Origin of the sequence: Synechococcus sp. CB0101 (assembly GCF_000179235.2) — a bacterium.
Classification (GTDB): domain Bacteria; phylum Cyanobacteriota; class Cyanobacteriia; order PCC-6307; family Cyanobiaceae; genus Vulcanococcus.
Genome location: NZ_CP039373.1, coordinates 705,898 through 731,280 on the forward strand (window position 1 = coordinate 705,898; position 25,383 = coordinate 731,280).

The 25,383-nt window shown below is 64.1% G+C and carries 27 protein-coding genes; 17 read left to right on the forward strand and 10 right to left on the reverse strand.

Annotated features, from left to right (window positions below; genetic code table 11):
* Positions 1–18 precede the first annotated feature (18 nt).
* Positions 19–909 (reverse strand): ROK family protein, encoded by an 891-nt coding sequence (locus CB0101_RS03875; protein ID WP_010307475.1) that lies wholly within the window; start codon positions 907–909, stop codon positions 19–21.
* A gap of 9 nt (positions 910–918) precedes the next feature.
* Complete coding sequence (locus CB0101_RS03880; RefSeq protein WP_168187933.1) at positions 919–5,265, reverse strand: translocation/assembly module TamB; 4,347 nt, start codon at positions 5,263–5,265, stop codon at positions 919–921.
* Positions 5,266–5,427: 162 nt separating this feature from the next.
* Between CB0101_RS03880 and CB0101_RS03885 the strand changes: the two genes are divergently transcribed.
* The 9 genes from CB0101_RS03885 to CB0101_RS03925 all read left to right on the forward strand — a co-directional run bounded on the left by CB0101_RS03885 (position 5,428) and on the right by CB0101_RS03925 (position 13,981).
* Positions 5,428–5,889 carry a DUF2518 family protein gene (locus CB0101_RS03885; protein ID WP_010307472.1) on the forward strand — a complete coding sequence of 154 codons (462 nt, stop codon included), beginning with the start codon at positions 5,428–5,430 and terminating at the stop codon, positions 5,887–5,889.
* A 7-nt stretch (positions 5,890–5,896) separates the two neighbouring features.
* Positions 5,897–6,301, forward strand: a complete 405-nt coding sequence (locus CB0101_RS03890; protein WP_043717396.1) for a DUF4332 domain-containing protein — start codon at positions 5,897–5,899, stop codon at positions 6,299–6,301.
* Between the two features lie 72 nt (positions 6,302–6,373).
* Positions 6,374–6,649 (forward strand): hypothetical protein, encoded by a 276-nt coding sequence (locus CB0101_RS03895; RefSeq protein ID WP_010307467.1) that lies wholly within the window; start codon positions 6,374–6,376, stop codon positions 6,647–6,649.
* A 1-nt stretch (position 6,650) separates the two neighbouring features.
* Positions 6,651–8,267, forward strand: coding sequence for a CocE/NonD family hydrolase (locus CB0101_RS03900; protein ID WP_029552909.1), 1,617 nt, complete (start codon positions 6,651–6,653; stop codon positions 8,265–8,267).
* Positions 8,268–8,288: 21 nt separating this feature from the next.
* Positions 8,289–9,041 (forward strand): DUF3887 domain-containing protein, encoded by a 753-nt coding sequence (locus tag CB0101_RS03905; RefSeq protein ID WP_010307462.1) that lies wholly within the window; start codon positions 8,289–8,291, stop codon positions 9,039–9,041.
* A gap of 75 nt (positions 9,042–9,116) precedes the next feature.
* Positions 9,117–11,438, forward strand: coding sequence for a 1,4-alpha-glucan branching protein GlgB (gene glgB / locus CB0101_RS03910; protein WP_050778766.1), 2,322 nt, complete (start codon positions 9,117–9,119; stop codon positions 11,436–11,438).
* Positions 11,439–11,464: 26 nt separating this feature from the next.
* Positions 11,465–12,523, forward strand: a complete 1,059-nt coding sequence (gene hemE / locus CB0101_RS03915; protein ID WP_010307450.1) for a uroporphyrinogen decarboxylase — start codon at positions 11,465–11,467, stop codon at positions 12,521–12,523.
* Entirely contained in the window at positions 12,520–13,524 is a 1,005-nt protein-coding gene (locus CB0101_RS03920; protein WP_010307449.1) for an NAD(P)-dependent oxidoreductase, read from the forward strand. The genes hemE and CB0101_RS03920 overlap by 4 nt, the downstream gene beginning before the upstream one ends.
* A gap of 115 nt (positions 13,525–13,639) precedes the next feature.
* Positions 13,640–13,981 carry a c-type cytochrome gene (locus CB0101_RS03925; RefSeq protein WP_010307448.1) on the forward strand — a complete coding sequence of 114 codons (342 nt, stop codon included), beginning with the start codon at positions 13,640–13,642 and terminating at the stop codon, positions 13,979–13,981.
* 239 nt (positions 13,982–14,220) lie between these two features.
* Here the strand turns inward: CB0101_RS03925 and CB0101_RS03930 are convergent, their stop codons facing one another.
* Positions 14,221–14,433, reverse strand: a complete 213-nt coding sequence (locus CB0101_RS03930) for a hypothetical protein (RefSeq protein ID WP_010307447.1) — start codon at positions 14,431–14,433, stop codon at positions 14,221–14,223.
* A 32-nt stretch (positions 14,434–14,465) separates the two neighbouring features.
* On the opposite strand from CB0101_RS03930, the gene CB0101_RS03935 reads away from it, so the two are divergent.
* Complete coding sequence (locus tag CB0101_RS03935; RefSeq protein WP_010307446.1) at positions 14,466–14,852, forward strand: hypothetical protein; 387 nt, start codon at positions 14,466–14,468, stop codon at positions 14,850–14,852.
* Here the strand turns inward: CB0101_RS03935 and CB0101_RS03940 are convergent.
* Both CB0101_RS03940 and CB0101_RS03945 read right to left on the reverse strand, forming a co-directional pair.
* Positions 14,834–15,562, reverse strand: a complete 729-nt coding sequence (locus CB0101_RS03940; protein ID WP_136643958.1) for a hypothetical protein — start codon at positions 15,560–15,562, stop codon at positions 14,834–14,836. The two genes, CB0101_RS03935 and CB0101_RS03940, sit on opposite strands and share 19 nt — an antisense overlap.
* 121 nt (positions 15,563–15,683) lie before the next feature.
* The gene (locus tag CB0101_RS03945) at positions 15,684–16,496 is read right to left on the reverse strand and encodes a hypothetical protein (RefSeq protein WP_136643959.1); all 813 of its coding nucleotides are present in this window, start codon (positions 16,494–16,496) and stop codon (positions 15,684–15,686) included.
* 181 nt (positions 16,497–16,677) lie between these two features.
* Between CB0101_RS03945 and CB0101_RS03950 the strand changes: the two genes are divergently transcribed.
* The 3 genes from CB0101_RS03950 (at position 16,678) to CB0101_RS03960 (ending at position 21,488) form a co-directional block, all read left to right on the forward strand.
* Positions 16,678–17,040 (forward strand): hypothetical protein, encoded by a 363-nt coding sequence (locus CB0101_RS03950; protein ID WP_029552908.1) that lies wholly within the window; start codon positions 16,678–16,680, stop codon positions 17,038–17,040.
* Between the two features lie 135 nt (positions 17,041–17,175).
* The gene (gene clpB, locus CB0101_RS03955) at positions 17,176–19,794 is read left to right on the forward strand and encodes an ATP-dependent chaperone ClpB (RefSeq protein WP_010307435.1); all 2,619 of its coding nucleotides are present in this window, start codon (positions 17,176–17,178) and stop codon (positions 19,792–19,794) included.
* A gap of 83 nt (positions 19,795–19,877) precedes the next feature.
* The gene (locus tag CB0101_RS03960) at positions 19,878–21,488 is read left to right on the forward strand and encodes a mechanosensitive ion channel family protein (RefSeq protein WP_136643960.1); all 1,611 of its coding nucleotides are present in this window, start codon (positions 19,878–19,880) and stop codon (positions 21,486–21,488) included.
* On the opposite strand, the gene CB0101_RS03965 is transcribed toward CB0101_RS03960, so the two are convergent.
* From CB0101_RS03965 to CB0101_RS03980, 4 genes are read right to left on the reverse strand one after another with little or no spacing between them, the layout of a single operon-like run.
* Positions 21,456–22,115, reverse strand: coding sequence for a GAP family protein (locus CB0101_RS03965; protein WP_029552907.1), 660 nt, complete (start codon positions 22,113–22,115; stop codon positions 21,456–21,458). The genes CB0101_RS03960 and CB0101_RS03965 overlap by 33 nt on opposite strands.
* 4 nt (positions 22,116–22,119) lie before the next feature.
* Complete coding sequence (locus tag CB0101_RS03970; protein ID WP_010307431.1) at positions 22,120–22,419, reverse strand: 4a-hydroxytetrahydrobiopterin dehydratase; 300 nt, start codon at positions 22,417–22,419, stop codon at positions 22,120–22,122.
* A gap of 30 nt (positions 22,420–22,449) precedes the next feature.
* Positions 22,450–22,728, reverse strand: a complete 279-nt coding sequence (locus CB0101_RS03975; protein ID WP_029552906.1) for a cupin domain-containing protein — start codon at positions 22,726–22,728, stop codon at positions 22,450–22,452.
* An 8-nt stretch (positions 22,729–22,736) separates the two neighbouring features.
* Positions 22,737–23,186, reverse strand: a complete 450-nt coding sequence (locus tag CB0101_RS03980; protein ID WP_010307426.1) for a secondary thiamine-phosphate synthase enzyme YjbQ — start codon at positions 23,184–23,186, stop codon at positions 22,737–22,739.
* Positions 23,187–23,269: 83 nt separating this feature from the next.
* Between CB0101_RS03980 and CB0101_RS03985 the strand changes: the two genes are divergently transcribed.
* From CB0101_RS03985 to CB0101_RS04000, 4 genes are all read left to right on the forward strand, one after another.
* Entirely contained in the window at positions 23,270–23,812 is a 543-nt protein-coding gene (locus CB0101_RS03985; protein ID WP_136643961.1) for a hypothetical protein, read from the forward strand.
* A 30-nt stretch (positions 23,813–23,842) separates the two neighbouring features.
* The gene (locus CB0101_RS03990; RefSeq protein WP_010307419.1) at positions 23,843–24,082 is read left to right on the forward strand and encodes a hypothetical protein; all 240 of its coding nucleotides are present in this window, start codon (positions 23,843–23,845) and stop codon (positions 24,080–24,082) included.
* A 138-nt stretch (positions 24,083–24,220) separates the two neighbouring features.
* The gene (locus tag CB0101_RS03995; RefSeq protein WP_050778765.1) at positions 24,221–24,472 is read left to right on the forward strand and encodes a hypothetical protein; all 252 of its coding nucleotides are present in this window, start codon (positions 24,221–24,223) and stop codon (positions 24,470–24,472) included.
* Positions 24,469–24,903: a thiol-disulfide oxidoreductase DCC family protein gene (locus tag CB0101_RS04000; RefSeq protein ID WP_010307413.1), complete on the forward strand. Its 435-nt coding sequence runs from the start codon at positions 24,469–24,471 to the stop codon at positions 24,901–24,903. Before CB0101_RS03995 ends, CB0101_RS04000 begins: the two co-directional genes overlap by 4 nt.
* On the opposite strand, the gene CB0101_RS04005 is transcribed toward CB0101_RS04000, so the two are convergent.
* Positions 24,877–25,314, reverse strand: a complete 438-nt coding sequence (locus tag CB0101_RS04005) for a DUF2721 domain-containing protein (protein ID WP_010307410.1) — start codon at positions 25,312–25,314, stop codon at positions 24,877–24,879. The genes CB0101_RS04000 and CB0101_RS04005 overlap by 27 nt on opposite strands.
* Positions 25,315–25,383 lie beyond the last annotated feature (69 nt).

Consider the following 25,383-nt stretch of genomic DNA (forward strand, 5'->3'; position numbering starts at 1 on the left):
CAGGTGTTGAGTGGCTGGTTAAACGTGGAGCAGCCGATCGAGGGCCAAGCGGGCGGCACCGAGGCGACCGGCCCCGTTGCCCAGGGCGCAACGGCGGATCTCGAGCCCCTGGCGGCTCTCACGCTGCACCCGATGCTCCACCTCCTCCAGAGCACTCGGCAGGAAATGGTGGCTCGCCGCACTCAGGCCGCCCCCGATCAACACCAACTCGGGTGTGAGCACATAGATCAATGAACTGAGCCCCACCCCCAGGTGGCGCCCATAGCACTGCCAGATCGCCAGGGCTTCTGGATCACCCGCATCCGCCCGCTGGCAAAGCTCGTGGGGCGTCAAGGACGACTGGCGGGCCAAGGCGCCGATGCTGCAGAACTGCTCCAGGGATCCACGGTTACCGCTGTTGCAGGGCGGGCCTTCCGGATCAATGCAGATCAGGCCTGGCTCTGCCGCCGCACCGCCATTACCCGTGAACAGGCGGCCACCCAGCAACACACCTCCACCCACGCCCGTACCGAGCGTGAGCAACAGCACGTCTTGGTAGCCCCTGGCGGCGCCCTGCCAGGCTTCGCCCACCACGGCGCAATTGCCATCGTTGGCCAGAGTGACGCGCCGCTGAAGCTGCGGCTCCAGCCATTCCGCCAGCGGGACCTGCTCCCAGCCCGGCAAGTTGATGCACACCCGCGCCACACGACCCGCCGCATCCATCGGCCCCGGCAACCCCAGCCCCACACAGGAAGCCAGCCGCTCGGGATCGAGCTGCTGCACCGCCTCCACAATGGCGATCACCACGGCACCAGGCATGGTCGGCTGCGGCGTTGGCACCTCCAACTCCGCCAGCAGCTCTCCATCCAGGCTGAAGCGGCCCAGCTTGATCGCGGTGCCGCCCAGATCCACGCCGATCAACTGGGCCATCGCAGCAACTTAGAAGCGGAAGAGCAGCTGCAACTGGCTCTGCCAGCGGCCCTGGGTGTCGATCGAGGTCTGCACACCCACCCGATCACTGGCCTGATAGCGCAGCGTGACCTGCGGCGGGATATCGCTGCGGTTGGGGGCTGCCAACACGGAGAAATTGAAGCGCTCGGTGACATCGAGGCCGATCTCGGAGCCCAACACCAACTGCGAGGGAAGACGGCGGGATCGATTTTCAGAAGGCACCACCTCTTCCGGCGCGAAGTAGGTGGGGTAGAGGGCAAAGGTGAGCCGCTGACCAAAGGCATCACTGAGCCCTCCCACCACCGGCGAGAGCAGCGACTGACCCAGCACGGTGGCCAGGGCCGCACCGGCATTGCCCCCCGCCAGGCCCACCAGGGAGTTGCCGCCGATCAAGGCCACCAAGCGCTCCTGGGGCAAGGGGGGAGAACTGGTGAGGCGGATGTTGTCCGCCAGGCGATCAGCGGGGCCAGAGGCCTCCACCCGCACCTTCACCAGCCGCAACTGATCGATGGAATTGGCCGGGGCATTCACATTCCAGTCGTAGAGATTGGAACGGTTGGCTTCGTTGGCCACCAGCGTGTCGGACACGCGGGTCCGCAGGGCGATATCGACGTAGGGAATCAACCCGAGGCTCGGGGTGAACACCGCCACGTTGGGGGCATCGGGATCGAGGCTGAAGTTGGTGGTGAACAGGCTGAGCCGGCCATTGAGCAGACGCACCACACCGCTCACCTGCAGGGAGGGATCCAAGGCCCCGCGCAGGGTGAGCAATCCACCGGTGTTGAAATTCAGCACGTTGGGCACACCCACCTTCAGGTCAGGGCCGAGGCGCAGCCGCAGGGCGTTGAAGCGCAGGAAGGGCAGGTTGGGCACCGCCTCGCGCAGATCACGGCTGGCGGAGCTCTCCAGCTGCTGCCCCATCACCAGCAGGGGTTCTTGGAAGTCCCAGCGCTCTTCCACGAGTTCGCGCACGCTGACGGGCTTGGTGGGCTCGGCTTCCGTGGCGAGCTGGCCCGGTTGCACATTGAGGCTGCCGCTGCTGATCTGCAGCTCTCCCCCAAGTTCCGGTTGGAGCAACGAACCATCGACCAGCACGGCGCCGGTGGCCACCGCCTGCATCCGGGGCAGCTTGAAGGGCGCTTGTTGGAACTGCAGGGTGAGAACGCGCTGGGGCTGCAGCACCGGATTGATCAAGCCGAGTTGACCGCTGCCGCTGATCTGCCCCTTCTCCCCGACACGGGCGGTGAGCTGCTGAAGCTCGAGCTCACTGAAATCGAAGAGAACCGTGGCCTCCAGCTCGCGCATCGTCTGCCCTGCCACCTGGAGCACCCCATTGCGGAAACGCAAGAATCCGTTGGCCACGGGAGCCTGGAGAGAACCCCGCACGAGCAACTGCAGGTCGGCGCTGCCCGCCTGCCATTGCAACCCTGGTCCCCCCAGCACCGAGAGGAACTGCAAGCCATCGCCGCGGCTGGCCACCCGCAGCTCCAGCTCATCGCCGGACGGCTGCAGCGGCACCGTGCCTTTAAGATCAATGCTGTTGGCCGCTCCATCGCTGCGCAGCGACCAATCGAGGTTGAGATTGCCGTTCTCCAGCGCCAGATCACCGCGCTCCAGCCGCAGGGGTTGACCAGCCAGGGAGGCATCCTGCAGCGCCAGAGCCACCTGCAGTTCGGGCCGGCGCCGTCCATCCCCGAGCGCATACCGACCCTTTGCCGCCAGACCACCGGTGAGGCCGTCGGGCACGGTGGTGAACAAGGCCAGCAACGCCAGGGGGAGATGCTCCACCGAGAAGCTGGTGGGACCGCCGAGGGGGCCCTGCAGGCTGAGCGCAAGAGGAGCTGTGGTGAGAGCCTGATCGCGATCGCTACCGCGCAGCCAGACATGGCCACTGGCCTGCAGGTCGAGCGAGAGCTGGTTGATGGAGGGGCCCATCAAGGTGAGATCCGCATCCACCAGGGCTTGCAACTGGCGGGGATCCAGGCGGTCAGCAGCGCTGCGCTGGCTCTGCAGCGCAGCGGTGAGCTGCTGCTGCGCCAGATCCAACGCCTGCAACTGATCGTTGAGGCTGAGGCCCAAGGTGTTGATGGCCAAGCCCTGGAGATCCGCAGCGGAGCCGCTCCAACGGGGCGGGCCCAGGCGCCAGAGCGATGCAGAGCGCCGGAGCTCTTGCAGGGTTTGGGCACCGAAACGACGGGCTTCAAAACGGGCCCAGAGCCGTCCGCCCTGCTCACCGCGCAAGCGCAGGGCGACGCTGTCGTCTTGCTCACCTTGCCAGCTGCCTTGAGCGCTGTAGCGGCCCTGCCGGTAAGTGCCAGTGGCGCTGAAGCTGCGGCCATAGACCCCCAGCAGCTGCGGGCGCTCCAAGCGGATGGCAGCGCTGATCCACAGCGGCTGGAGATCCAACTGTCCGGTGCCGCTCAACGCGCCACCCAGCGGTTGAAAGCGGCCACTGGGCCCCAGGGCGAATTGCAGCCCGCCCAAGGGAAAGGCTTCCGCACTCCAGGTGTAGCGGCGGGGATCTCCTGAAAAGCGCAGCGCGCCGCCGGAACGGCGCAGGCTCACCGCTGAGGGCAACCAACGGCGATCCAACTGAGCCTCCAGCTGACCGGGCTCGGCGGGAGCCAAAGCCTCCAGAGCCAGGCTGCCGCCACCGGCGTGGCCGCCCTGAAGCACCCCCCGCCAGCTCTCGAGGAGCTGCAGAGGGCCCACTCCTGGATCACGCACCAGCACATCAAGGTTGGGTTTCAGGGCCTGCAAGGGGCCTTGCACCGTTCCCCAGGCATCCAGATGGCCGCGCAAGCGTGTTCCGAGCAGGGCGCTGAGCCGCTCCAGGGGATAGCGCTTCAGATCAAGCTCGAGCTGGAGCGAACCGGCACGCCAGCCTGCGCCGGCCTGCGAGCTGAGAGGCAGCCGCCCAGATGCATCCAAAAAGGGCGATTGGAAGCGCTGCAGATCCAGCAGGCGCGGTTGCAACCGCAGCGTTGCCAGCCAGTCGCCGAGCAACGGATTGGCCTGTTGGCGCAGATCCAGCTGCAGCTGAGGGCGATTCCAACCACCCTCTTGCTGCAGGGAGGCACTGAGCTGGGGGGCCGCTCCGAGCAGCGGAGCCAGCACGGGCTTGAGATCACGACCGATCTGCACAGCCCCTGTGCGGAGCTGCAGCTTCGGCCAGAGCGCTCCGACCGCCCGGAGGCTGGTGTCGCCGTAGCGAAGAACCAGGCGCGGCACCGCCACCTTCAGGGAGGGCTGGGAACGAATCGTGATCAACGATTCGAGCCGTAGCGGCTCGGCTGCACGCTGGCCCCATCGCAGCCCCTGCCAAGCAGCTGAAAGGTTCAGGTCGGGCCGCTGCCAGGGACCACGCAACTGGGCCTGCAACTGATGACCAGCTCTCGCATTGCGAGCCTTCAGCTGCAGCTCCAGCACGCCCTTGGGCAAGGCCAACTGACCCTGAAGGCGTCCACGCCACAGCCCCCAAGCCACAGGCGATGCAGCCAATCGCAGCCCGCCGCTGTGGCATTGGAACGGCAAGCTCTCCGCGGTGAGCACATCGGCCACGCCCTGGGGACGCCAGCGCACCGCAGTGGCGCGTAAACCGCCGGAGCAGCTGCCCACACCAGAGCTCCGCTGCAGTTGCAGCTCACCCTCCACACGGCCATCCAAGCGACCGACCAGTTGGCCCTGCACGCCAACCGGCAGCAGAGGCATCAGGGGCTGAAGCGGCAGCTGCTGGGGTTTGAGTTGCAGCCGCCAATGGCGCGCCTGCCAGTTGGCATCGAGCGCAAACGGCAGCGATCCGCCAGCCCTGGGAACAACCGTGCCGCGCACATCCACCTGGCGTCGCCAGAGCGGTAAGTCCGCCTCACCGCGCACCGTGAACGGGATCGCCGCCGTGGCCTGGTGGGCAGCACTGTGCAGTACAGCTTCACCGGGTTGAGGCACCTGAATGCGCAGGGCCACCCGCGGTGGTTCACGGCCCGGCCTCTGGCTGGGCAACTCCCAGAAGGCGCCTCGAGCATTGCGGCGCAGCTGCACGCTGGGGCGCAACACCTTGATCTGCAGCACAAGGGCGCGCTGGAGCAGGCTCCCCAAGGGATCCACGGCCAGCTCAACCGCCTCAGCATCCACGCTGGATGGGTTCTGGGGCACGGGCACAAAACGGCTGCGCCCGGCCGCCAATCCCAAGGGACGCAAGCCGCGGTAGGGGCCCAGCTCCAGGGGCTGGCCCATCACGCCGCTCACGAGCTGCTCCAACCAGGGGCGTCGCTCGCTGTACAGACGCCCAACGAGCCGATCGGCCGCGAACCACCCCACGCTCGCGAGGCCGATCAAGCCACAGCCAGCGCCAATCAGCACCGGCCTGGTTGCGGCCAGCGGTGTTGCGCCAACAGGGCGGCCTGATCGGCGAAAGGATCGGCGGATCCGGCGGCCCGTGGGTCTCAGCGGCTGAGCAGGCCGCAATATAAAGGTGATCTTTCGAACCGCCGAGCCCCCATGCGCGCTGATCCCCTGCTGCTCACCGCCGGCGAGTGGCTGGGGATCGCATCCGCTGCGCTGCTGCTGCTCACGGTGGTGGCCTTCGTGGTGCGCTGGGGGATTCGCTTCCGCCTGGTGGGCGTGACCAGCTTCACGGTGCTGCTCTCGCTCTCGTGCCTGGCATTCGCCGTGAGCTATGCCCCGCGCCAGTTGGTGGATGGGGCGGTGAGCGTGCCGGTGGTGTTCGACAACGGCTCCGATCTGGTGGTGGCCGCCGCTCCCGCCGATCTCGCGCCGGAAGCCTTCGGACCATCCGTGCAGCAGGTGGCCCTCAACCTGCGGGGCAGCGGCCGGGGCACCCAGCAGGTGGAGGTGCGCCTGCGCCGCGTGGAGGCCACCGCTCCGGGCACCGATACCCCCAAGGTGCTGGCCACCGCCATCCGCAACTTGGAGGATGGCAGCGTGATCCTGCAGGGATGACAGAAGCTTGAGCCGCTCTGTGGGCCCATTGCCCAAGCACTTTCAGAAAGAAGAGAAGGTGCTGCGGCAGAACGGGGTGACCAGCTGGGAGGAGCTGGCGGCCTTGAGCGATGCCCATCTGCGGGTGCTCTCCAGCCAGGGCGGCGCTCTGGAGCGCCAGCTGCGGAAATTGCGCGGCCAGGCCCAGCTGGTGGTGGAGCTGGCGCTGGAACCCCATGAAGCGGCGCTGTTGCTCTATGCCGGCATCGCCTCCAGCCGAGGCTTGGCGGAGGCCTCACCACAACAGCTGCTCACCCAACTGGGGCGGCTGGAGCGTTCACTCACCGGCATGGCACTGGCCCGAATCGACGCCAGCACAGTGCGCCGCTGGATTCAGCGGGCCCAACAGCACACCAGTCGCTCGGGGAAGTGACCCCAAGGGACCTGCACGCCGCAGGCATCTCCTTGAAATGGAGAGAGAACACTGGCGCCAACGCCTCCTGCCATGACCCCAATCCGCCTCAGCGGCGCAGGGCTGGCCCTCGCCCTCGGCCTGGCCATGCCGGCTCTAGCGAATTCACCGCTGTTGGAATCGGTGAAGAACAACCCCCAGCGAGCGAAAGCTCTCTGCTCGGAACTCAAGGCCTTGAACGCCAAGGGGCTCTCCTACACCTCGCCCCAGGCCGTGGCACAGATCGCTGCGCGCCAGGGGCTCAGCAACACCGACGCTGAAATCCTGTCCACCTACGTGGTGGGTCTCTATTGCCCCGACGTGCGCTGACGTGAGCGCCCCCCGGGCGAACGACCAATGGGTCGTGACATCAGATGGGCTGCGGTTGCGCTGCCGGATCTGGACACCTGACGGCTCCGGCCCATGGCCGGTGTTGTTGATGCGGCAGCCCTACGGGCGCGCCATTGCCTCCACAGTCACCTACGCCCATCCCCAGTGGTACGCACAGCACGGCTTCGCCGTGGTGGTGCAAGACGTGAGGGGCCGAGGCGACTCCGAAGGCCAGTTTCAGGGCTTCCGCCAGGAAGCGCCCGATGGACATTGCACCCTGGCCTGGATTCGCGCCCAGACCTGGTGCAACGGTCGCGTTGGCAGTTACGGCTTCTCCTATCAAGGGCTCACCCAGCTGCTTCTGGCTGAAGACCATCACCTGCCGGATGCCCTGGCGCCCGCCATGGCCGGCCTGGATGAACGACGCCATTGGGCCAGCGAAGGCGGATGTCACTGGTGGGCCCTGGGGTTGGGGTGGGGGCTGCAGTTGGCGGCCCAGGCCTGCCAACGGCGCGGCGACAGCGAGGGCTGGCGCGAGATCCGGCGCAGCCTCGAGAGCGGCCAGTTTCTGGGCGAAGGGCTGGCCTTGCTGCAACGACTCGATCCCGACGGCATGGCCGCGAGCTGGTTCCAGCTCGACCCCGCCCGAAGCGAAGGCTGGCGGGTGCATAAACCACCGGCCGCGCTGTGGCGCAAGCCGATGCTGTTGATCGGCGGCTGGCACGATCCCCACCTCCTGGGCGTGCTGGACCTCTGGGAGCGGGCATGTGCTGCCGGTAGCCAGCCATGGCTGCGGATCGGCGCCTGGAGCCATCTCCACTGGAATGGCGGCCTCGACAGGTTGCAACTCGCCTTCTTCCGCCGGCATCTGATGGATGAGGAATCCAGCGAGGAGCCATCGGAGCAGCCCCTGCAGCAGAGGCTCAGCATCCACACCGCGCTGCAAGACAGCGGCACGGGTGAGTGGCTGGCGGCCGAGCCGGCGGCATGCAGCACACAGCGCTGGTGGCTCCGCAGCACGGGATTGGCGGCGGTGGATGGTGAAGAAGGAGAGCTGATGCTGTGCCCATCAGGCCAGCCCATGGGCAGCGGTGAGCTGAGCCTGGTGCACGATCCCTGGCGCCCACTGCCAGGCCGCGGCGGCCATCTCGGACTCGATGCCGGGATTGTGCTGCGCACCGACCTCGACCAACGCACCGACGTGGCCTGCTTCACCAGCGACGCGCTGGAGCAGCCGCTGCAACTGCAGGGGCAGCCGAGGCTCGTGCTGGAGGCAATGGCTGATCAGCCAGGCTTCGATCTGTGTGCGGCTGTGTCGGTGGTGCAGGCCGATGGCCAGGTGCGCCAATGCAGCACTGGCGTGGCCCGCTGGCTTGGCGACATGTGCCGATCCATGGCTCCTCGCAGCGTGGAGCTGCAGCCCCTCCTGCTCACACTGAAACCGGGCGACAAGCTGCGTCTCTCGATTGGCCTGGCGGCCTGGCCCCAGATCGCCGTGAATCCGGGGGATGGTTCGCTACCCCGGGGTCCCGCCGGCCCGCAGCATCGGGTGATCAGCGTGACGCTGCAGCTGCGCGCGGGGAACCTCAGCATCAAGCCGATGGTTGGGGCAAACTGAGGCCCACTCTCAAACGCTGTAATGCTGCGCCTGCTGCGCCCCGCCCTGCCGGCTCTGCTGGCCACCAGCCTGCTCGGAGCTGCTGCGCTACCGCCCCTGGCACACGCTCAACCCAAGGCGAGCAGCACAGCCTCCAGCGGCAGCGCCCTCTCCGTGGAGCAGGCCCGGGCCGCCGCGATCCGCATCCTCAACGCCGTGAAGAGCGGCAACGCTCAGGCCCGCTTTGCCCAGTTCTCTCCCGAGATGCAGGCGGTCACCAGCCCGTCGATGATCGCGGCCACGATGCGCACCCAGCCCAAGGTGCTCAGCTATGAGCTGCTGAGCGTGCGCAGCGGCATGAGCGGCAGCACGGTGGAGGCGGAGCTCACCACTAAAGCCGGCAAGCGCGTGGTGTTCATGGTGTTGAACAGCACCGGCAAGATCGAGCGTTATTACATCGACCGCGCCGACGACGCCAGCAGCACGGTGGCCCTGCAATTCGTGCAGGCCGTGAGCACGGGCAACTTCATTACGGCCCAGAGTTTCCTCAGCCCAGGCGTGCAGGAGGAGCTCACCCCAGCGGTGCTGCAAAGCAAATGGCTGGAGCTGCAGCGTGAAACCGGCACCTTCGTGAAGGTGGGCCGGGCCGTGGAGGCGGAAACCACGCCTGACACCCGCCTCGTGCTCGTGAACGTGCACTTCAACCGGCTCACCGACAACATCTACGTGATCCTCAACAGCGAGAACCAGATCACCGGCGTGGACTTCCCTGAGAACCCCGCCTCACCGAGCTGATCGGCGAAGGAAAAACGGCCTTAAGCTCCCAGCCACGCTTTTGCACTCAAGCCTGTGCTGGCTCAGCTCGACTGGATGGTGGACGATGCCCAGCGCCTGGCGGAATGCCGGCATGACCACCCGTTTGCGGTGCTGGGTCCCCAACCCCTCGACAACGGGCATTGGGCCGTGCGGGTGTGGATGCCTGAGGCCGAACGGGTTGAGTTGATGACGGGTGGCACGGCGATGCCGATGACCACACCCCATCACCCCTGGATCTTTGAGGCTGAACTGCCCCACGATCCCGGCAGCGGTTATCAGGTGCATGTGCTGCGCGGCGGCATCGAGCATGTCAGCCACGACCCGTGGGCCTTCCGCGAGGAATGGATGGGCGAGATGGATCGCCATCTGTTCGCCGAAGGGAACCATCACCACATCTGGGAACGCATGGGCGCCCATGTGGTGACCCGCAACGGCGTCGCCGGCGTGATGTTCTGCCTGTGGGCACCCAATGCCCGCAGCGTGTCGCTCCTGGGGAACTTCAACAGCTGGGATGGGCGTCACCACCCCATGCAGGCCCGCCTCGGCGGCTGCTGGGAACTGTTCATCCCCGGCCTGAAGGCCGGTGAGATCTACAAGTACGAAATCCGCACCCAGGAGGGGCACTGCTACCAGAAGGCTGACCCCTACGGCTTCCGCCATGAGGTGCGCCCCAACAACGGTTCGATTGTTGAGGCCCTGGCCGGCTACCAATGGGGTGACCAGGGTTGGATGCAGGAACGCGACAGCAGCAATCCGCTCGATCAGCCCATCTCGGTGTACGAGATGCATCTGGGCAGCTGGATGCATGCCAGTGCGGATCAGCCCTACATCGAGCCTGATGGCACGGCGCGCCCGCCTGTGCCCGCCGCCGATCTCAAGCCCGGCGCCCGACTGCTCACTTATCCGGAACTGGCGGATCGGGTCATCCCCTACGTGAAGGCTCGGGGCTTTACCCACATCGAGCTGATGCCCCTGTCGGAGCATCCGTTTGATGGATCCTGGGGTTATCAAGTCACCGGCTGGTACGCCCCCACCAGCCGTTTCGGCAGCCCCGATGAATTCCGCGCCTTCGTGGACCGTTGCCACGCCGAAGGCATCGGCGTGATTCTTGATTGGGTGCCGGGCCACTTCCCCAAGGACGCCCACGGCCTGGCCTTCTTTGATGGCGCCCATCTCTATGAGCACGCCGATCCGCGCATCGGCGAGCACAAGGAATGGGGCACGCTGATCTTCAACTACAGCCGCAACGAGGTTCGCAACTTCCTCGTGGCGAACCTGGTGTATTGGTTCGAGCAATTCCACATCGATGGCATCCGCGTCGATGCGGTGGCCTCGATGCTCTACCGCGACTACCTACGCCCCGACGGCGAGTGGATCCCCAATGAGCACGGCGGCCGCGAAAACACGGAGGCCGTGCGCTTCCTGCAGCAGGCCAACCACGTGCTGTTCCAGCACTTCCCCGGTGCCCTCTCAATTGCCGAGGAATCCACCACCTGGCCGATGGTGACCAAGCCCACCGACATGGGCGGCCTGGGTTTCAATCTCAAATGGAACATGGGTTGGATGCACGACATGCTCGATTACTTCGAGCTGGATCCGTGGTTCCGCCAGTTCCACCAGAACAATGTGACGTTCTCGATCTGGTACGCCTACACCGAGAACTTCATGCTCGCCCTCAGCCACGACGAGGTGGTGCACGGCAAGAGCAACCTGCTGCACAAAATGCCGGGTGATGACTGGCAGAAGTTCGCCAATGTGCGGGCTCTGCTGGCCTACATGTGGACCCACCCGGGCAAGAAGACCATCTTTATGGGGATGGAATTCGGCCAGCGCGGCGAATGGAACGTGTGGGGCGATCTGGAGTGGGAGCTGCTCCAGTACGAACCGCACCAGGGCCTGCAACGCCTGGTCGACGACCTGAACGTGTTCTACAAGTCGGAGCGGGCCCTCTGGGGCGACGATTTCAGCGATTACGGCTTCCAGTGGATCGATTGCAACGACAACCGCCACTCCGTGATCAGCTTCATGCGCCGCGAAAGCACCACGGGCCGCTGGGTGGTGGTGGTGGCCAACTTCACCCCCCAAAGCCACTCCCACTACCGGATCGGCGTGCCGATGAGCGGCTTCTACACCGAAGTGTTCAACACCGATTCCGAGCGCTACGGCGGTAGCAACCTGGGCAACCTCGGGGGCAAGTTCACCGATGAATGGGGCATTCACGGCTATGAGCACTCCCTCGACCTCTGCCTGCCCCCCCTCTCGGTGCTGGTGTTCCATCGGGACGAACAGCGCAGCCAGGAACGCGACGCTGAAGTTCGTGACGAAGCGGCAGAACCCAGCGGCTGGAAGGCCTCGATCGGGGGTTCGCTCGGGTAGGTTCGCGCTTCGCGTCCCCATCGTTCATGACCGAAACCGCCCCCCTGCTGCTGCGCGCCGCCCGAGGTGAGCAGGTGGAGCGGCCCCCGGTCTGGATGATGCGCCAGGCCGGTCGCTACATGAAGGTCTACCGCGACCTGCGCGACCGTCATCCCGGCTTCCGCGAACGCTCCGAGAATCCGGATCTCTCCTTTGAGATCTCGATGCAGCCCTTCGAGGCGTTCAAGCCCGATGGCGTGATCCTCTTCTCAGACATCCTCACGCCCCTGCCGGGCATGGGCATCAATTTCGACATCGTCGAGAGCAAGGGCCCGCTGATTCACGACCCGATCCGCTCGATGGCCCAGGTGGAGGCCCTGCGCCCCCTGAACCCCGCCGAGAGCATGCCGTTTGTGGGTGAGGTGCTCACCCGTCTGCGCAGCGCCGTCGGCAACCAGGCCGCGGTGCTCGGTTTTGTGGGAGCCCCCTGGACCCTGGCTGCCTACGTGGTGGAAGGCAAGAGCAGCAAGAACTACGCGGTGATCAAGGCCATGGCCTTCCGTGAGCCCGAACTGCTGCACAAGCTGCTCGATCACTTCGCCGAATCAATCGCCGCTTACCTGCGCTACCAGATCGATTCCGGCGCCCAGGTGGTGCAGATGTTCGATTCCTGGGCCGGCCAGCTCAGCCCCGCTGATTACGACACCTTTGCGGCTCCGTATCAGAAGAAGGTGGTGGATCTGGTGAAGCAAACCCACCCCGACACCCCCTTCATCCTCTACATCTCCGGCAGCGCTGGTGTGATTGAGCGGATGGCCCGCACCGGCGTCGACATCGTGTCGCTCGACTGGACCGTGGACATGGCCGAGGGCCTGGCACGCCTGCCGGAGCACGTGGGCGTGCAGGGCAATGTGGACCCCGGCCTGCTGTTCGGCAGCAAAGAAGCGATCCAGGCCCGCATCGATGACACCGTGCGCAAAGCCCGCGGCCGTAAGCACATCCTCAACCTGGGCCACGGCATCCTGCCCGGCACACCGGAAGAGAACGGTCAGTTCTTCTTTGAAGCCGGTAAGAGCGTGATGGAGCGCCTCGGAGCTGCCGCTTGAGCCCGCAGGCGTCGCCAGCCCGGATCCTGATCACCGGCGCCTCCGGCTGCGTTGGTCAGCACATCGCTGAGCAACTGCTGCGGGAAACCGACGCCCAACTGCTGCTCTGGCTGCGGGATCCCGCCAAGCTCACAGCGGTTCCGGCTGAGCATCCGCGCATCACCTTGCTGGTAGGCGACCTGCGCGATCCCGACCCCCATCGCGCCGCCATCGCCTCAGCCACGCGCATCATTCACACAGCCACGGCCTGGGGCGATCCCGAACGGGCCCAGCAGGTGAATGTGGTGGCGGTGAAGCAGATGCTGGCCGCCACCAATCCGGCCGTGCTGGAGCAGGTGGTGTACTTCTCCACAGCCAGCATCCTCAACCGAGATCTGGAGCTGTTGCCGGAGGCGATGGCCTACGGCACCGAATACATCCAAACCAAGGCCCAGTGCCTGGGAGAACTTGAGCAGCACCCGCTGGCCGAGCGGATTGTGGCGGTGTTCCCCACCCTGGTGTTCGGAGGTCGGGTGGATCGCGGCGGCCCCTTCCCCACCAGCTATCTCACCGAAGGCCTCAAAGAAGGCGCCCGTTGGCTGTGGCTGGCCAAATGGTTGCGGGCCGATGCCTCGTTCCACTTCATTCATGCCGCTGACATCGCGCGGGTGTGCGTGCACTTAGCCACCAACCCCCACCAAGCCAATCCCGAATTGGGTCAAGGTGCGGTGCGGCGTTTGGTGCTCGGCCAACCCGCCGTCACCGTGAATGACACGGTGAAACGGCTCTGCCGCTGGCGCCGCAGCTGGCTGCCACCGGTGGGGGTGGACTTGCAGGGCTGGCTGATCGAAGGGCTGATCAAACTCCTGCGCATAGAGGTGAATGCCTGGGATCGGTTCTCGATCCGCCAGCGCCACTTTGTGCACGACCCGATCAGCCCGCCGGAGCGCTTTGGCCTGGTGAGCCACGCCCCCACGCTTGAAGCGGTGTTTGAAGACGCCGGGCTTCCCCATCGGGGTTAACCCCAAGGGCTAGCAACCCTGACGGCGGCAGACGTTTCAAATGTTGCGAACCTCTGCAGCATCCCGCACACAGGGAACAGTGGCCTTCTAATTTGGCCAGGTTGCACGAGCTCCAATGCGCCGTCTTCTCTCTGTCATTGCCCTTTGCCTGGCGCTGGTGCTGGGTGCTGCCCCCAGCTTCGCCGCTGACGCCGACCACGGTGCTCAGGTGTTCTCCGCTAACTGCGCTGCTTGCCACATGGGCGGCGGCAACGTGGTGAACGCTGAGCGCACCCTCAAGAAAGATGCCCTCGAGGCCTACCTGGCCAACTACAGCGCTGGCCATGAAGAGGCCATCCAGTACCAGGTGACCAACGGCAAGAACGCCATGCCCGCCTTCGGCGGCAAGCTCAGCGCCGATGACATCGCTGATGTGGCTGCCTATGTGGAGTCGATGAGCCAGAAGGGCTGGGCCTGATTCAGCCCTCGCCTGTTGTGCCGAGCCGCCCCGAGTGGGCGGCTTTTTTGTGCGCGGCAGCAGTTGCGGCAGCAACGATCCGGCGCCAAGGTGAAGTCCACCGCCCTGTTCACAATGCCGGGCTCAGTTCAGCGGCTGACAATCCCTCGCGATCCTGCGCAACAGGCTGCCGCTGCAGCACGCTTTCTGCGGGAATCCGCCCTGCCGGCCATTGCCCCGCTGATCAACGGCCCGGGGCCTCAACCGGCCGAAAGAGCCCTCCGCTCCTCAAGCACCTCGAGGTAGAGCGCTTCATCAATTTCCCGGATGTCGTATTCACTGGGAAGCACACCATGGATGTGCCGATGCACCACCAGCCAGCAATTGCGCTCTGGATCGCTGGCGGTGCCATCAAACGCAAACGACTCATCCGCCAGTCGCTTCAGCAACTCAGACCGTGATTCCTGATCCATCCGCCACACTGAAGCGCCATTGCAGCGCCATCATGGCGAGCGCCTTCCGCCAGCTGAGCCAGCTGGCCATCCCCTTGCTGTTGTTCAGCAGCAGCGCGATGGCACAGCCGCAAACCGAAGACCCCGCCCTCAAGCTGATCCGCGGGGGCGGAACCCCAGGGGTGTTCCAACCAGGTCATCCGGTCCTGTCGGCCAATAGCTGCCCGGCGATCGTGAATGTGGCAGCTGGCGAGATTCAGCCCATGCGCCTACCGCCTGCGGAGGTCGCCGCCAAGAACAAGCTGGGCTGCCTGTCGCCCAATGATGCGATCTACGGAGCCGACGGCTGCCCAACCCGCTTGTGTGGACAAACCAAAGGGGCCGTCCCCTTACCCGCAGGGGACGGCCTGAGCCAACGGCCTCAGCTGCCGGAGCCGTAGGCGACCTGGCACACCGCATTCAGCAGCTGCGCCTGATCAGCCGTGCCAGGAACCTGGCCGTTGAGCAGGCCCTGCTGACAATTGGCTGCGCCCATCAGGCTGCTGCCATCCACGTTGTAGTTGAAGCTGACGCCATAGCTACCCACCCCTTCCACGGAGCCGTAGTTGAGCTCGTAGCTGGTGTTGGGCACCACGATCACCGGTGAGCTGTTGTCGGAAGCGGCATCCACCAGACCGGTGATGGCTGCTCCGGTGGCCAAGCCAGCGACACCCCAGGCTGCAGCGTTGGCGCCCCACCAGCCCCAGCCGCCCCAGCCGTTGTTGTACCAACCATGGTTCCAGGGGCGGTTGTTCCAATAACCGCCATTGCGCCAGTTGTCGTTCCAGCCGTTGTAATCACGGCGGTAGAAGTTGTTGTTGACGTTGACCTTGTCGTTGTTGAAGCTGTCGCGCGTACCAGCTCCATACATCGGGTGGTCGCCTTGATACCCCCGCTGCCAATCATTGTTCTGGAAGTGGTAGTTGCCACCACCCCAGCTGCGGCCATCACGACCGGCACCACCCCAGTCACGGCCACCGCCGCCGCCATGAAAACCGCCACCACCACGGCCACCGCCGCCGCCACGGGCCTGGGCAACGAGCGGGGATGCCAGGGTTCCGAGCAACAGGGCCGACAGAACCGCTGCGGAGAGGCGTGAAGATCGACGCATCAGATCGAGCTGGATCAACCAGCACAACAACTCCCCAATCGTGGTCAGCTGGGATCCACAACGGGGAGGTTGCTGCAGCGGACTGTCACACAACAGCCAATCGCTCCGAATGGGGACAGGTTCAGCTGGTTTTGCGGTTGTGTTTGTACAGCGCATAGCCGCCAAAGCCGATGCCACCACCCAGCAGCAGGATCAACCACTCCCGCACTGCCGGAGAAGGCGACCAGAGACTTGGCAGAGGGCTGCCTTTGGGATCAGGGCCGTAGGCAACCTGGCAGGCGGCATTCAGCAGCTGTGCTTGGGCAGCCGACGAGGGAACCTGGCCATCCAACAGACCCTCCTGGCAGTTGGCACCACCCTGCACCGGCGGGCTGCTGGCCACGGAATAGCTGAAGTTGGCGCCACTGTTACCAACGGCATCCACCGTGCCGTAGTTGAGCTGGTAATTGCTATCGGGCACCTCAATCATGGGCGATTGCTGATCGCTGGCGTCATTCACCAAATCGGTGATCACAGCACCGGTCGCCAGCCCTGCCAAACCCCAAGCGGCTGAGTTATTCCCCCACCAACCCCAGGTGTCGGGCGACCAGTTGTACCAGCCGTAGCTCCACTGGCGATCACCCCAGAAACCGCCGTTACGCCAGTTGTTGTTCCATCCACCGTTCCAGCGGTTGCCCCAGTTGTCGCCCCGCCAGTTATCGCCCCGCCAATCGCCCTGATTCCAGTTGCGGTTGCCCCAACCAAGGCGATTGGCATCAAAGCGATCGCGGCCGCCATTCGTGGCGCGGTTGTAATCGTCGCGGCTGATGTTGTGGCGGAGAGCAGGCGTGCGGGCCCCACCGCCGTAGGCATGGTGATATCCACCGCCAGCGGCGTGACCACCGCCACCGTGGCCGCCACCGCCATCACGCGCCAAGCCAGCGGCTGGAACCAAAACGGCGAGGAGAAGGGCGGGCGCGAGAGCGCGAACACAACGCCTGCGCAGGAAGGCTGATCCGATCACGGATGCAAGTTGATCACTACAGCAGTGGTAGCAGGGACGTAACGGGGTGCGTCATGGCGGCTGCAGAAGCTGCAGCAGATCGCCACACTGGAAAGGCGTGATTTGTGCCGTGATGGCCATCAAAACTCTGCGTTTCTCCCTGATGGCGGCTGCGACAGCTGCTCTCTCTGCCGGTGCGGCACTGGCCCAGGTGACTGATTCCAACGTGCGGGCGGTCAACCTGGCCAGGAACTGGGCGGTGAATAACAACGGCGGTCTATCCGTGTATCGCCCTGCCTCCTGCATGTTCAACACCAGTGACGGCGGCGGCTCCTGCTTGATTCAAAACAACAGCCAGGGCTTTACCTTCCGCTTCCTCGGCGGTGCACCCGGCTGGCAACAGGAAGGCCTTGCCCCCACCACCGAAACACAAGTGAGCGTGTCGCCTGATGGCCGCACGATCACCAACGTGGGTTACAACGGCGCCCCTCGCTGACGGCTAACCGGCAGACCCTGCCGGTCTGCACGACCGCAGGGAGGAGGACCGTCTGAAGCGATTCGGTTCTCCTCTCCTCCGGCTTCCAACAACGGCCATACGGTTTTGACAACCCACCCAGAGAGGGAGGTCTTCATGCACCCAACCGCCGAGCTGTTCACCGAAAAAGCCTGGGGCGCCGTCGTAGCCGCCCAACAGCTGGCGCAACAGCGTCGCCAGCAACAGATGGAAAGCGAGCACCTGTTCGCCGCCCTATTGGCTCAGCAAGGGCTGGCAGGCCGAATCCTGGAAAAAGCGGGGGTGGATCTGGGCACCCTGAGCCAACGGGTGGATGCCTTCATTGCCGCGCAGCCTTCGCTCAGCGCTGCCCCCGACAACGTGTATCTGGGCAAGGGCCTCAACAGCGTTCTCGATCAGGCCAACGCCCTCAAAGACACCTACGGCGACAGCTACATCGCCATTGAGCATCTGCTGCTGGCCCTGGCCATTGATGATCGCTGCGGCAAACAGCTGCTCTCCCAAGCCGGCACCGATGCCACCAAGCTCAAGGACGCCGTGCAGGCGATCCGTGGATCCCAGACCGTGACTGACCAGAACCCCGAAGGCACCTACGAGTCGCTTGAGAAATACGGGCGTGACCTGACCCAGGCCGCCAAAGACGGCAAGCTCGATCCGGTGATCGGCCGCGACGAAGAAATCCGCCGCACCATCCAGATCCTCAGCCGCCGCACCAAGAACAATCCAGTGCTGATCGGTGAGCCCGGCGTCGGCAAAACCGCCATCGTGGAAGGGCTCGCCCAGCGGATCGTGAACGGCGACGTGCCGCAGGCGTTGCAAAACCGTCAGCTCATCGCCCTCGACATGGGAGCCCTGATTGCTGGCGCGAAATACCGCGGTGAATTCGAGGAGCGGCTCAAGGCCGTGCTGAAGGAGGTGACCGCCTCCGAAGGCCAGATCGTGCTGTTCATCGACGAGATCCACACCGTGGTGGGTGCCGGTGCCACCGGCGGCGCCATGGATGCCAGCAACCTGCTCAAGCCGATGTTGGCCCGCGGCGAGCTGCGCTGCATCGGCGCCACCACGCTTGATGAGCACCGCCAGCACATCGAAAAGGATCCAGCTCTGGAGCGCCGCTTCCAGCAGGTGTTTGTGGATCAGCCCACGGTGGAAGACACGATCTCGATCCTGCGGGGCCTGAAGGAGCGCTACGAAGTGCACCACGGCGTGCGCATCGCCGACAACGCCCTCGTGGCGGCAGCGGTGCTCAGCAGCCGCTACATCGCCGATCGCTTCCTGCCCGATAAGGCAATCGATCTGGTGGATGAATCGGCCGCGCGCCTGAAGATGGAAATCACCTCCAAGCCGGAGCAGATCGATGAGCTCGATCGCCGCATCCTGCAGCTGGAGATGGAGAAGCTGTCGCTGGGCCGCGAATCCGATGCCGCCAGCAAAGACCGGCTCGAGCGCCTGGAGAAGGAACTGGCCGATCTGAGCGAGCAGCAGAGCACCCTCAATGCCCAGTGGCAGAAGGAAAAAGGCTCGATCGATGAGCTCGGTGCCATCAAGGAGGAAATCGAGCAGGTGCAGCTGCAGATCGAGCAGGCCAAGCGCAGCTACGACCTCAACAAAGCAGCCGAGCTGGAATACGGCACCCTGGCGGGGCTGCATCAAAAGCTTGCAGCTAAGGAAGAGGAGCTGAGCGCCGGTGGCGGCGATAAGTCGCTGCTGCGCGAAGAGGTCACCGAAGACGACATCGCCGAGGTGATCGCTAAGTGGACCGGCATCCCGGTGGCCAAACTCGTGCAGAGCGAGATGCAGAAACTGCTGCACTTAGAAGACGAGCTGCACACCCGCGTCATCGGTCAGGCCCAAGCTGTGACAGCGGTGGCCGATGCGATCCAACGCTCCCGCGCCGGACTCAGCGATCCGAATCGCCCGATCGCCAGTTTCCTGTTCCTTGGCCCCACGGGCGTCGGCAAAACCGAACTGTGCAAGGCCCTCGCCTCCCAGCTGTTCGACAGCGATGAAGCGATGGTGCGCATCGACATGTCGGAGTACATGGAGAAGCACGCCGTGAGCCGCTTGATCGGAGCGCCTCCCGGCTACGTGGGCTACGAGGAAGGCGGCCAGCTCACCGAAGCCGTGCGGCGCCGGCCCTATGCGGTGATCCTGTTCGACGAGGTGGAGAAGGCTCACCCCGATGTGTTCAACGTGATGCTGCAGATCCTCGATGACGGCCGCGTCACCGATGGCCAGGGCCGCACGGTGGATTTCACCAACACGGTGCTGATCCTCACCAGCAACATCGGCAGCCAGTCGATCCTTGATCTAGCTGGAGATCCCGAGCGCCATAGCGAGATGGAAGCCCGGGTGAACGAAGCCCTGCGCGGCCACTTCCGCCCGGAATTCCTCAACCGCCTCGACGAAACGATCATTTTCCACAGCCTCAAACAGGACGAGCTACGGCAGATCGTGGAACTGCAGGTGCAGCGCCTGGCCAAGCGCCTGGAGGACAAGAAACTGGGCCTCCAGCTCAATGCCGATGCCCTCGATTGGCTGGCCGGCGTCGGCTACGACCCGGTGTATGGCGCCCGGCCACTCAAGCGCGCCATCCAGCGAGAGCTGGAAACGCCGATCGCCAAGGGGATCCTCGGCGGCCAATTCACGGGTGGCCACACCGTGGCCGTGGATGTAGCCAGCGATCAACTGCGCTTCCAGCAGATCGACCCCAGCCAGTTGCCAGTGCTGGTCTGAATCGCACCACGAACGGCAACGTTCGTCAGCCAAACGCCCCAGGGTTGTCCAAGGTGGTGACATCTGCTGCCACCGGAGACGCCATGGGGCGTTGGCTTGTTGGGATCGCACTCGTTCTACTGCTATCGACTCGCGGTCACGCCACACCGCAACCATCCAGCAGTGGCACCGTTCAATTGGATGGGCAGCCGGTCTTAGTGCTCCAGTCGGCAGCAGGAGCGCAACGGCCCGAGGGCCTGGCCAAGCATCTGTCCAATGAGTTATTGCTGCTCGCCCAGGACTACAGCTTTGATCCAGCCACGATCACCACGAAGGCAGAGCCGCCTTATGTGATGGTGGGAATTCGAGACAGCAACGCCAGCTTTCGCCCGCTGTTCGCCGTCGATGCGCGAGCAGCCTCATTAGCCAAAACAAGCCAGCAAGAACTGGCGGATCGTGACGCCCGCGCCATCCAAGCCGGCCTGAAGCGCTACCGCATCGAACGCTCCCCAGCTGCATGGCTCCGCGGCACGGCGATCGCCACCTTGGTTCTCCTCGGGTATGTGGTGCTGCTGGTCGCCGAACGACGACTCAATCGGCGCGCACGCCGCTGGCTGAACGATCAGGCCAACCGCACCCTGCCTGAAATCAAACTCGGGAACAACCGGCTGGTGTCACGGGAAACGATTCACAGCGCTCTCCAGATCAGCCGCGCTGCCGTGCATTGGGGGAGCTTGGCGCTGATCAGTTATCTGATGGTGCCGCTGCTTCTGAGCTTCTTCCCGCCCACCATGGCGATCGCTGCGGGATTACGCAGCCAGATGCTCAGCGCCATTGCCCAGGCCTGGAGCGGCACCGTGAGTGGAATTCCCAACCTGCTGGCATTGCTGTTGATCGCAGCTGCAACCACGCTGGCCCTGAGAACAAATCAGCACGTGTTTCGGGCGCTGCAGTCGGGCCGGATTCACTTTGATTGGTTCTATCCGGAATGGGCTCGTCCCACATCCAGGATCACCACAATCTTGATCACAACAGCAGCACTGGCATTAGCACTGCCCTACATCCCCGGATCAACAAGCAGAGCCTTCCAAGGAGCTGGCATATTCCTTGGCATTTTGGCGGCGTTGGGATCCAGCGCTATTGCCACCAACATCCTCAGTGGTCTGATGTTGATCTATACCCGTGGATTTCGCGAGGGTGATCGCGTGTCGATCCAAGGGATTGTGGGCATTGTGCAGGAACGTGCGCTACTCGTCACGCGGATTCTCACCCCCCTGAACGAACTAGTGAGCATCCCGAATGCCATGGTGATCGCCTCACCAGTGATCAACTACAGCCTGGCCAACCGTGAAATCAACCAACCGGTCGCTTTGGCTGCCAGCGTCACGATCGGTTACGACGTTCCATGGAGGCAAGTTCATGCCTTGTTACTGGCAGCAGCGGCGGATGTGCAGGGGATTTGCGACGATCCCAAGCCGGTTGTCGTGCAAACAAGTCTGAATGATGTTCACGTGAGCTATGAGCTCAACGCCTCGATCGCTGACGCGAACCACTATCGCCAGGCATTGTCCGCTCTCCTGGCCTCTATTCAAGATCAGTTTGCTGAAGCCGGTGTAGAGATTCTCTCTCCGGCCTATGAAGCCAACCGAGATGGCAATCGCGCCGTGTTACCACCAGCAGCATCAAACCATCAGAACAGCGCGAGACCCCAATAGCAGCCCGAGTAACAGGCAGATCCCCACATTGATGCCCCGCTGATGGGGCACCACAAGTGCCGACACCTGCTGCAAGAGCAATCGGCCCTGATGGCCCAACAGCCAAACCATCCCCGGCGGCAACCAGGCCGGCATCAAGGTGACGGCAACCAGGGCCAGGGCCCACACCCACCAAAGCAGTCCAGCGGCACCGGATCGCGTGATGTCCTGCACCGCGGGCAAAAACAGCACGAGCGAGGTGAGATTGCATCCCATCAAGAGCAGCCCACTGAGAGCGGGTGTCCAAATCCCAGGCGCGGCTGGCTTCGGAGCCGCAGGCAGCGGTTGCTGAGCAATGCGGAGCGCTAAACCCAGCAACATCAAGGCAAAGACAGCATTCAACGCAGCCGCTGTGGGGTCAGGGTCTGAGCCGGGCGGTGGCAGCAATGAGGCGATCCAGCCTGCGCAAAGCAGCCAAGCGAACACCACCAACGCACAGCCCAAGGCAAAGGCCAAGCTGCGGGTCAACGCCCGGCGCGGCGCGGCGAGATTGAGCAACTGAAACACGAACACCATGGGGCTGACTGCAGCCCCGATGGCAAGGGGGAGGAGACGACCCAGCAGCGACCAAGCAGCCTGCTCAGACATCCACTCAACAACCAGAGTGAGCGGCAATCTGATCAATCCGCTGCGCTAAGCGCAAATCGAGATCGGACAGACCACCGGTGTCATGGGTGGTGAGCTCAACCACCACCCGGTTCCAGACGTTGCTCCACTCCGGGTGATGCCCCATCGCCTCAGCCGCCAAGGCCACCTGCGTCATGAAGCCGAACGCCGCCACAAAGTCGGCAAAGCGCAACTCACGACGCAATTTGCCGTTGACCAGACTCCAGGCAGGTAGGTGCTGGGGGAGAGCTTCAAGTTGCTCAGAACTCAGGGGAATGGCGGCCATGGCGGATGAAACCAGCTCCGTCAGCCTGGCTCAGCCGAAGCGGTAGTGCTTGCGCACCGGGGCATGCACCGTCCAGACGCAGCTCAATCCAGCGGCAAACACCACCAGATCGCCAGCTCCAAAACGCACCGGCTCTCCCCCATCGGGCGTCACGGTCACATCACCATCGAGGAGCAGGCAGATTTCCTGCTCGTCGTAGGTCCAGGGAAAGCTGCTCACACCACAGGTCCAGATGGGCCAGTCGGTGACACCCAGCGACTGAAGCTGATCAGGGGAAGGGCTGGTGGTGACAGCAATGGGGGCTGACATGGCTGAGGTCACTCTCCGATGAGATGCAAGCTGAGCTGACGCTGATGGGCGCGAGCCCGGTGCTCCCAGAGATACACGGCCTGCCAGGTTCCCAGCAGCAGGCGGCCCCGCTCAAATGACAGGCCGAGGCTGGTGGTGGTTAAGGCTGTCCGGATGTGAGCCGGCATGTCATCAGGGCCTTCATCATCGTGGGCATAGCGCTGCAAGCTGCCCTCACCACTGAGAGAGCGCACTCCCTCCTGGGGCACCAGAGCCCGCAAATAGGTGGTGAGATCACGCAGTACACGGGGATCAGCGTTTTCGTTGACCGTGAGTGAGCAGCTGGTGTGCAACGCCACCAGCTGGGCAATGCCCTGCTGCAGGCCGCTCGACGCAATCTCACGATTCAGTGCCGCCGTGAGATCCGTGAAGCCCTCACCGCTGGTTTGCACAGCAAGGCGGCTGAGGTGCTGACGCATGAACGGAACGCGTGATGGGCGAGGCCTGCAACCTAGGGCGCTTCTCCCCTCCAGCACACCTGTGACCAAGATCACAGCGGAGCTTGTCTGTGATCAACAGCTGCGACGAAGAACCGGGCGAAGGTATGTGCATCGGAGGCAAAACAACCTCCTCAACCACACACCCACTCAAAACAATGGCAGGCTTCGGTTTCTCTGGCGATCTCGGCAACGTTGACACTCTCACCGGCATTGGCTGGTCATTTGAAGGTTTCTCTAAAGGCAAAGGGGCCAAGAAAGAAATCAACATGAACGGCAGCGTTGATGCTGATGGCAGCTTCGAATCCAACTTTCAAGCTCGCGGCAAGAAAGTGAAAGGCTGGCTGAATGTCGAAGACATCCAGGGCGACGGGATCGACGCAAGCTTCACCTACCAGGGAAAAGACTATGAGTTCACACCGGGAGACCGCGTGAAGATCAAACTCACCAAAAAAGGCCGTTTTCAAGTGATAGACCACGACCTCTCCTTGGACAACGAGCGGACCCCTACCGGCAACGGCGATCTCACAGGCGGCGGCACCGACCCGGTGACTGGCGGCGGTGAAGACGGCACCGCTGGCACGGGCGACACAGCCTTCCGTGACTGAATCAGCCTGCTGGATGCCAACGGCGATGGGGTGTTCAACCGTGAGGATCTGTTGCTCAATCCGGGGCGTGTGTCGCTCTTCGAGAACGCCGAGCTGAGCCCTGGCGCCCTGGAGGCCATCGCAGAACAACAGAACCCGATCGGCTCATTGGTGGATGTCTTCACGGCACTAGGATCCGGCTTCGACAGCGGCGAACTGGTGAATCTGTTCAACCGCGATGTGATCAACCCTCCCAATCTCCTGGGTGATTCTGGCTTCGGTGGCCTGTAAGTCTGCCTTCAAAACAACAGTGCTCACCCCAAGCCCCGCCATGGCGGGGCTTTTGCTGCAGCAGCCTGGGTAGGCTGGCCCACAGGCGCATCCGTTGCTGTGAACCAATTTCCCGAGATCAAAAGCTTGGTCACAGGCATGAAGCAGCCCACGGTTCGGTGGGTGGCTGCCTGTGCATGTCTGGGGCTCTCACTTGGAATCAGCGCACCCGCCCTGGCTCAGCGGGTGGTGCCCAAGATCGGCAACATTTGCCCGCTGGGTTACGTGGACACCTTCAACGGCAAGTGCTCCACGCTCGGCTTGATGAGTTACACGTTGCAGCCCACCAACGGCCAGGCCTGCCCATCGGGCTGGATGAATGTGGGCGGTGGCTACTGCCGCGAAAAATGAGCGCCCCCCAACAACCAGCCCTCACGTTGCTGTACGACGGCGGCTGTCCGCTCTGCGTGCGGGAAGTGACCTTCCTGAAGCAGCGCGACCAGCGCCTGCACCCCAGTAGCCCGCGTTTGGCGTTTGTCGATATCGACGCTGCGGACTACGACCCGAACCATCACGGGGGCATCACCTACCGCGAAGCGATGGGGCGGATTCACGCCATCGAAGCCGACGGCACGGTGCTGCGAGATGTGGAGGTGTTTCGCGCGGCCTACCGGTTGATCCAGCTGGGTTGGCTCTACGCACCCAGCGGCTGGCCTGTGCTGCGCGGGATCGCCGATGGGCTCTACGGCCTGTGGGCGCGCTGGCGCCTGCCGCTAACGCGCCGCCCGAATCTGGATCAGCTCTGCAGCTGTCGATCAGAAGCGCCGCCGCATCATTCGTGATGCCATGCGGGTATCCATCAGCAACAGCAACAGACCGGCGATCAATGTGAGCATCGCCAATACGAACAGCGGCACCACAATTGCGGCCAGATCGAGCACCGTAATGGCGCTGATGAAAGTGATCGCCACCACGCTCGACACAAGCACGCCGGTCACACTGACGCACTCGATCGCTCGCGACAGCAGCCCCATGCGCTTGCGCAGCAGGAGTAATTCCTGGCTATCTGCACTCGGACCCCTTGGATCCCTCGATCGATCCAACACCCTTGCCAAACGATTGCTGATCACGCCCAGCACACCGGCAATGGCCGTGAGCAAAAACACCGGCGCCACCGACAGCTGAATCGCCTTCGCCAGACCCATCACCGGCGCTCCGGGGTGGGGCGCTGCAATCAGGGCGAACACGGGCACAACAGATCTTTCGCAGACCAACACTCAAGCGAAGCGAGGCAGAACTGCCAAGCTGCCCGCAGCGACCGC

Coding starts and splice junctions, on each gene's coding strand:
- CB0101_RS03895 (WP_010307467.1), top strand. CDS start 6,374: ATGACCCCAATCCGCCTCAGCGGCGCAGGGCTGGCCCTCGCCCTCGGC.
- clpB (WP_010307435.1), top strand. CDS start 17,176: ATGCACCCAACCGCCGAGCTGTTCACCGAAAAAGCCTGGGGCGCCGTC.
- CB0101_RS03950 (WP_029552908.1), top strand. CDS start 16,678: ATGGCCATCAAAACTCTGCGTTTCTCCCTGATGGCGGCTGCGACAGCT.
- CB0101_RS03975 (WP_029552906.1), bottom strand. CDS start 22,728: ATGTCAGCCCCCATTGCTGTCACCACCAGCCCTTCCCCTGATCAGCTT.
- CB0101_RS03940 (WP_136643958.1), bottom strand. CDS start 15,562: ATGCGTCGATCTTCACGCCTCTCCGCAGCGGTTCTGTCGGCCCTGTTG.
- CB0101_RS03930 (WP_010307447.1), bottom strand. CDS start 14,433: ATGGATCAGGAATCACGGTCTGAGTTGCTGAAGCGACTGGCGGATGAG.
- CB0101_RS03875 (WP_010307475.1), bottom strand. CDS start 909: ATGGCCCAGTTGATCGGCGTGGATCTGGGCGGCACCGCGATCAAGCTG.
- CB0101_RS03935 (WP_010307446.1), top strand. CDS start 14,466: ATGGCGAGCGCCTTCCGCCAGCTGAGCCAGCTGGCCATCCCCTTGCTG.
- CB0101_RS03925 (WP_010307448.1), top strand. CDS start 13,640: ATGCGCCGTCTTCTCTCTGTCATTGCCCTTTGCCTGGCGCTGGTGCTG.
- CB0101_RS03885 (WP_010307472.1), top strand. CDS start 5,428: ATGCGCGCTGATCCCCTGCTGCTCACCGCCGGCGAGTGGCTGGGGATC.
- CB0101_RS03905 (WP_010307462.1), top strand. CDS start 8,289: ATGCTGCGCCTGCTGCGCCCCGCCCTGCCGGCTCTGCTGGCCACCAGC.
- CB0101_RS03995 (WP_050778765.1), top strand. CDS start 24,221: ATGAAGCAGCCCACGGTTCGGTGGGTGGCTGCCTGTGCATGTCTGGGG.
- CB0101_RS03980 (WP_010307426.1), bottom strand. CDS start 23,186: ATGCGTCAGCACCTCAGCCGCCTTGCTGTGCAAACCAGCGGTGAGGGC.
- hemE (WP_010307450.1), top strand. CDS start 11,465: ATGACCGAAACCGCCCCCCTGCTGCTGCGCGCCGCCCGAGGTGAGCAG.
- CB0101_RS03965 (WP_029552907.1), bottom strand. CDS start 22,115: ATGTCTGAGCAGGCTGCTTGGTCGCTGCTGGGTCGTCTCCTCCCCCTT.
- CB0101_RS04000 (WP_010307413.1), top strand. CDS start 24,469: ATGAGCGCCCCCCAACAACCAGCCCTCACGTTGCTGTACGACGGCGGC.
- CB0101_RS03960 (WP_136643960.1), top strand. CDS start 19,878: ATGGGGCGTTGGCTTGTTGGGATCGCACTCGTTCTACTGCTATCGACT.
- CB0101_RS03970 (WP_010307431.1), bottom strand. CDS start 22,419: ATGGCCGCCATTCCCCTGAGTTCTGAGCAACTTGAAGCTCTCCCCCAG.
- glgB (WP_050778766.1), top strand. CDS start 9,117: ATGGTGGACGATGCCCAGCGCCTGGCGGAATGCCGGCATGACCACCCG.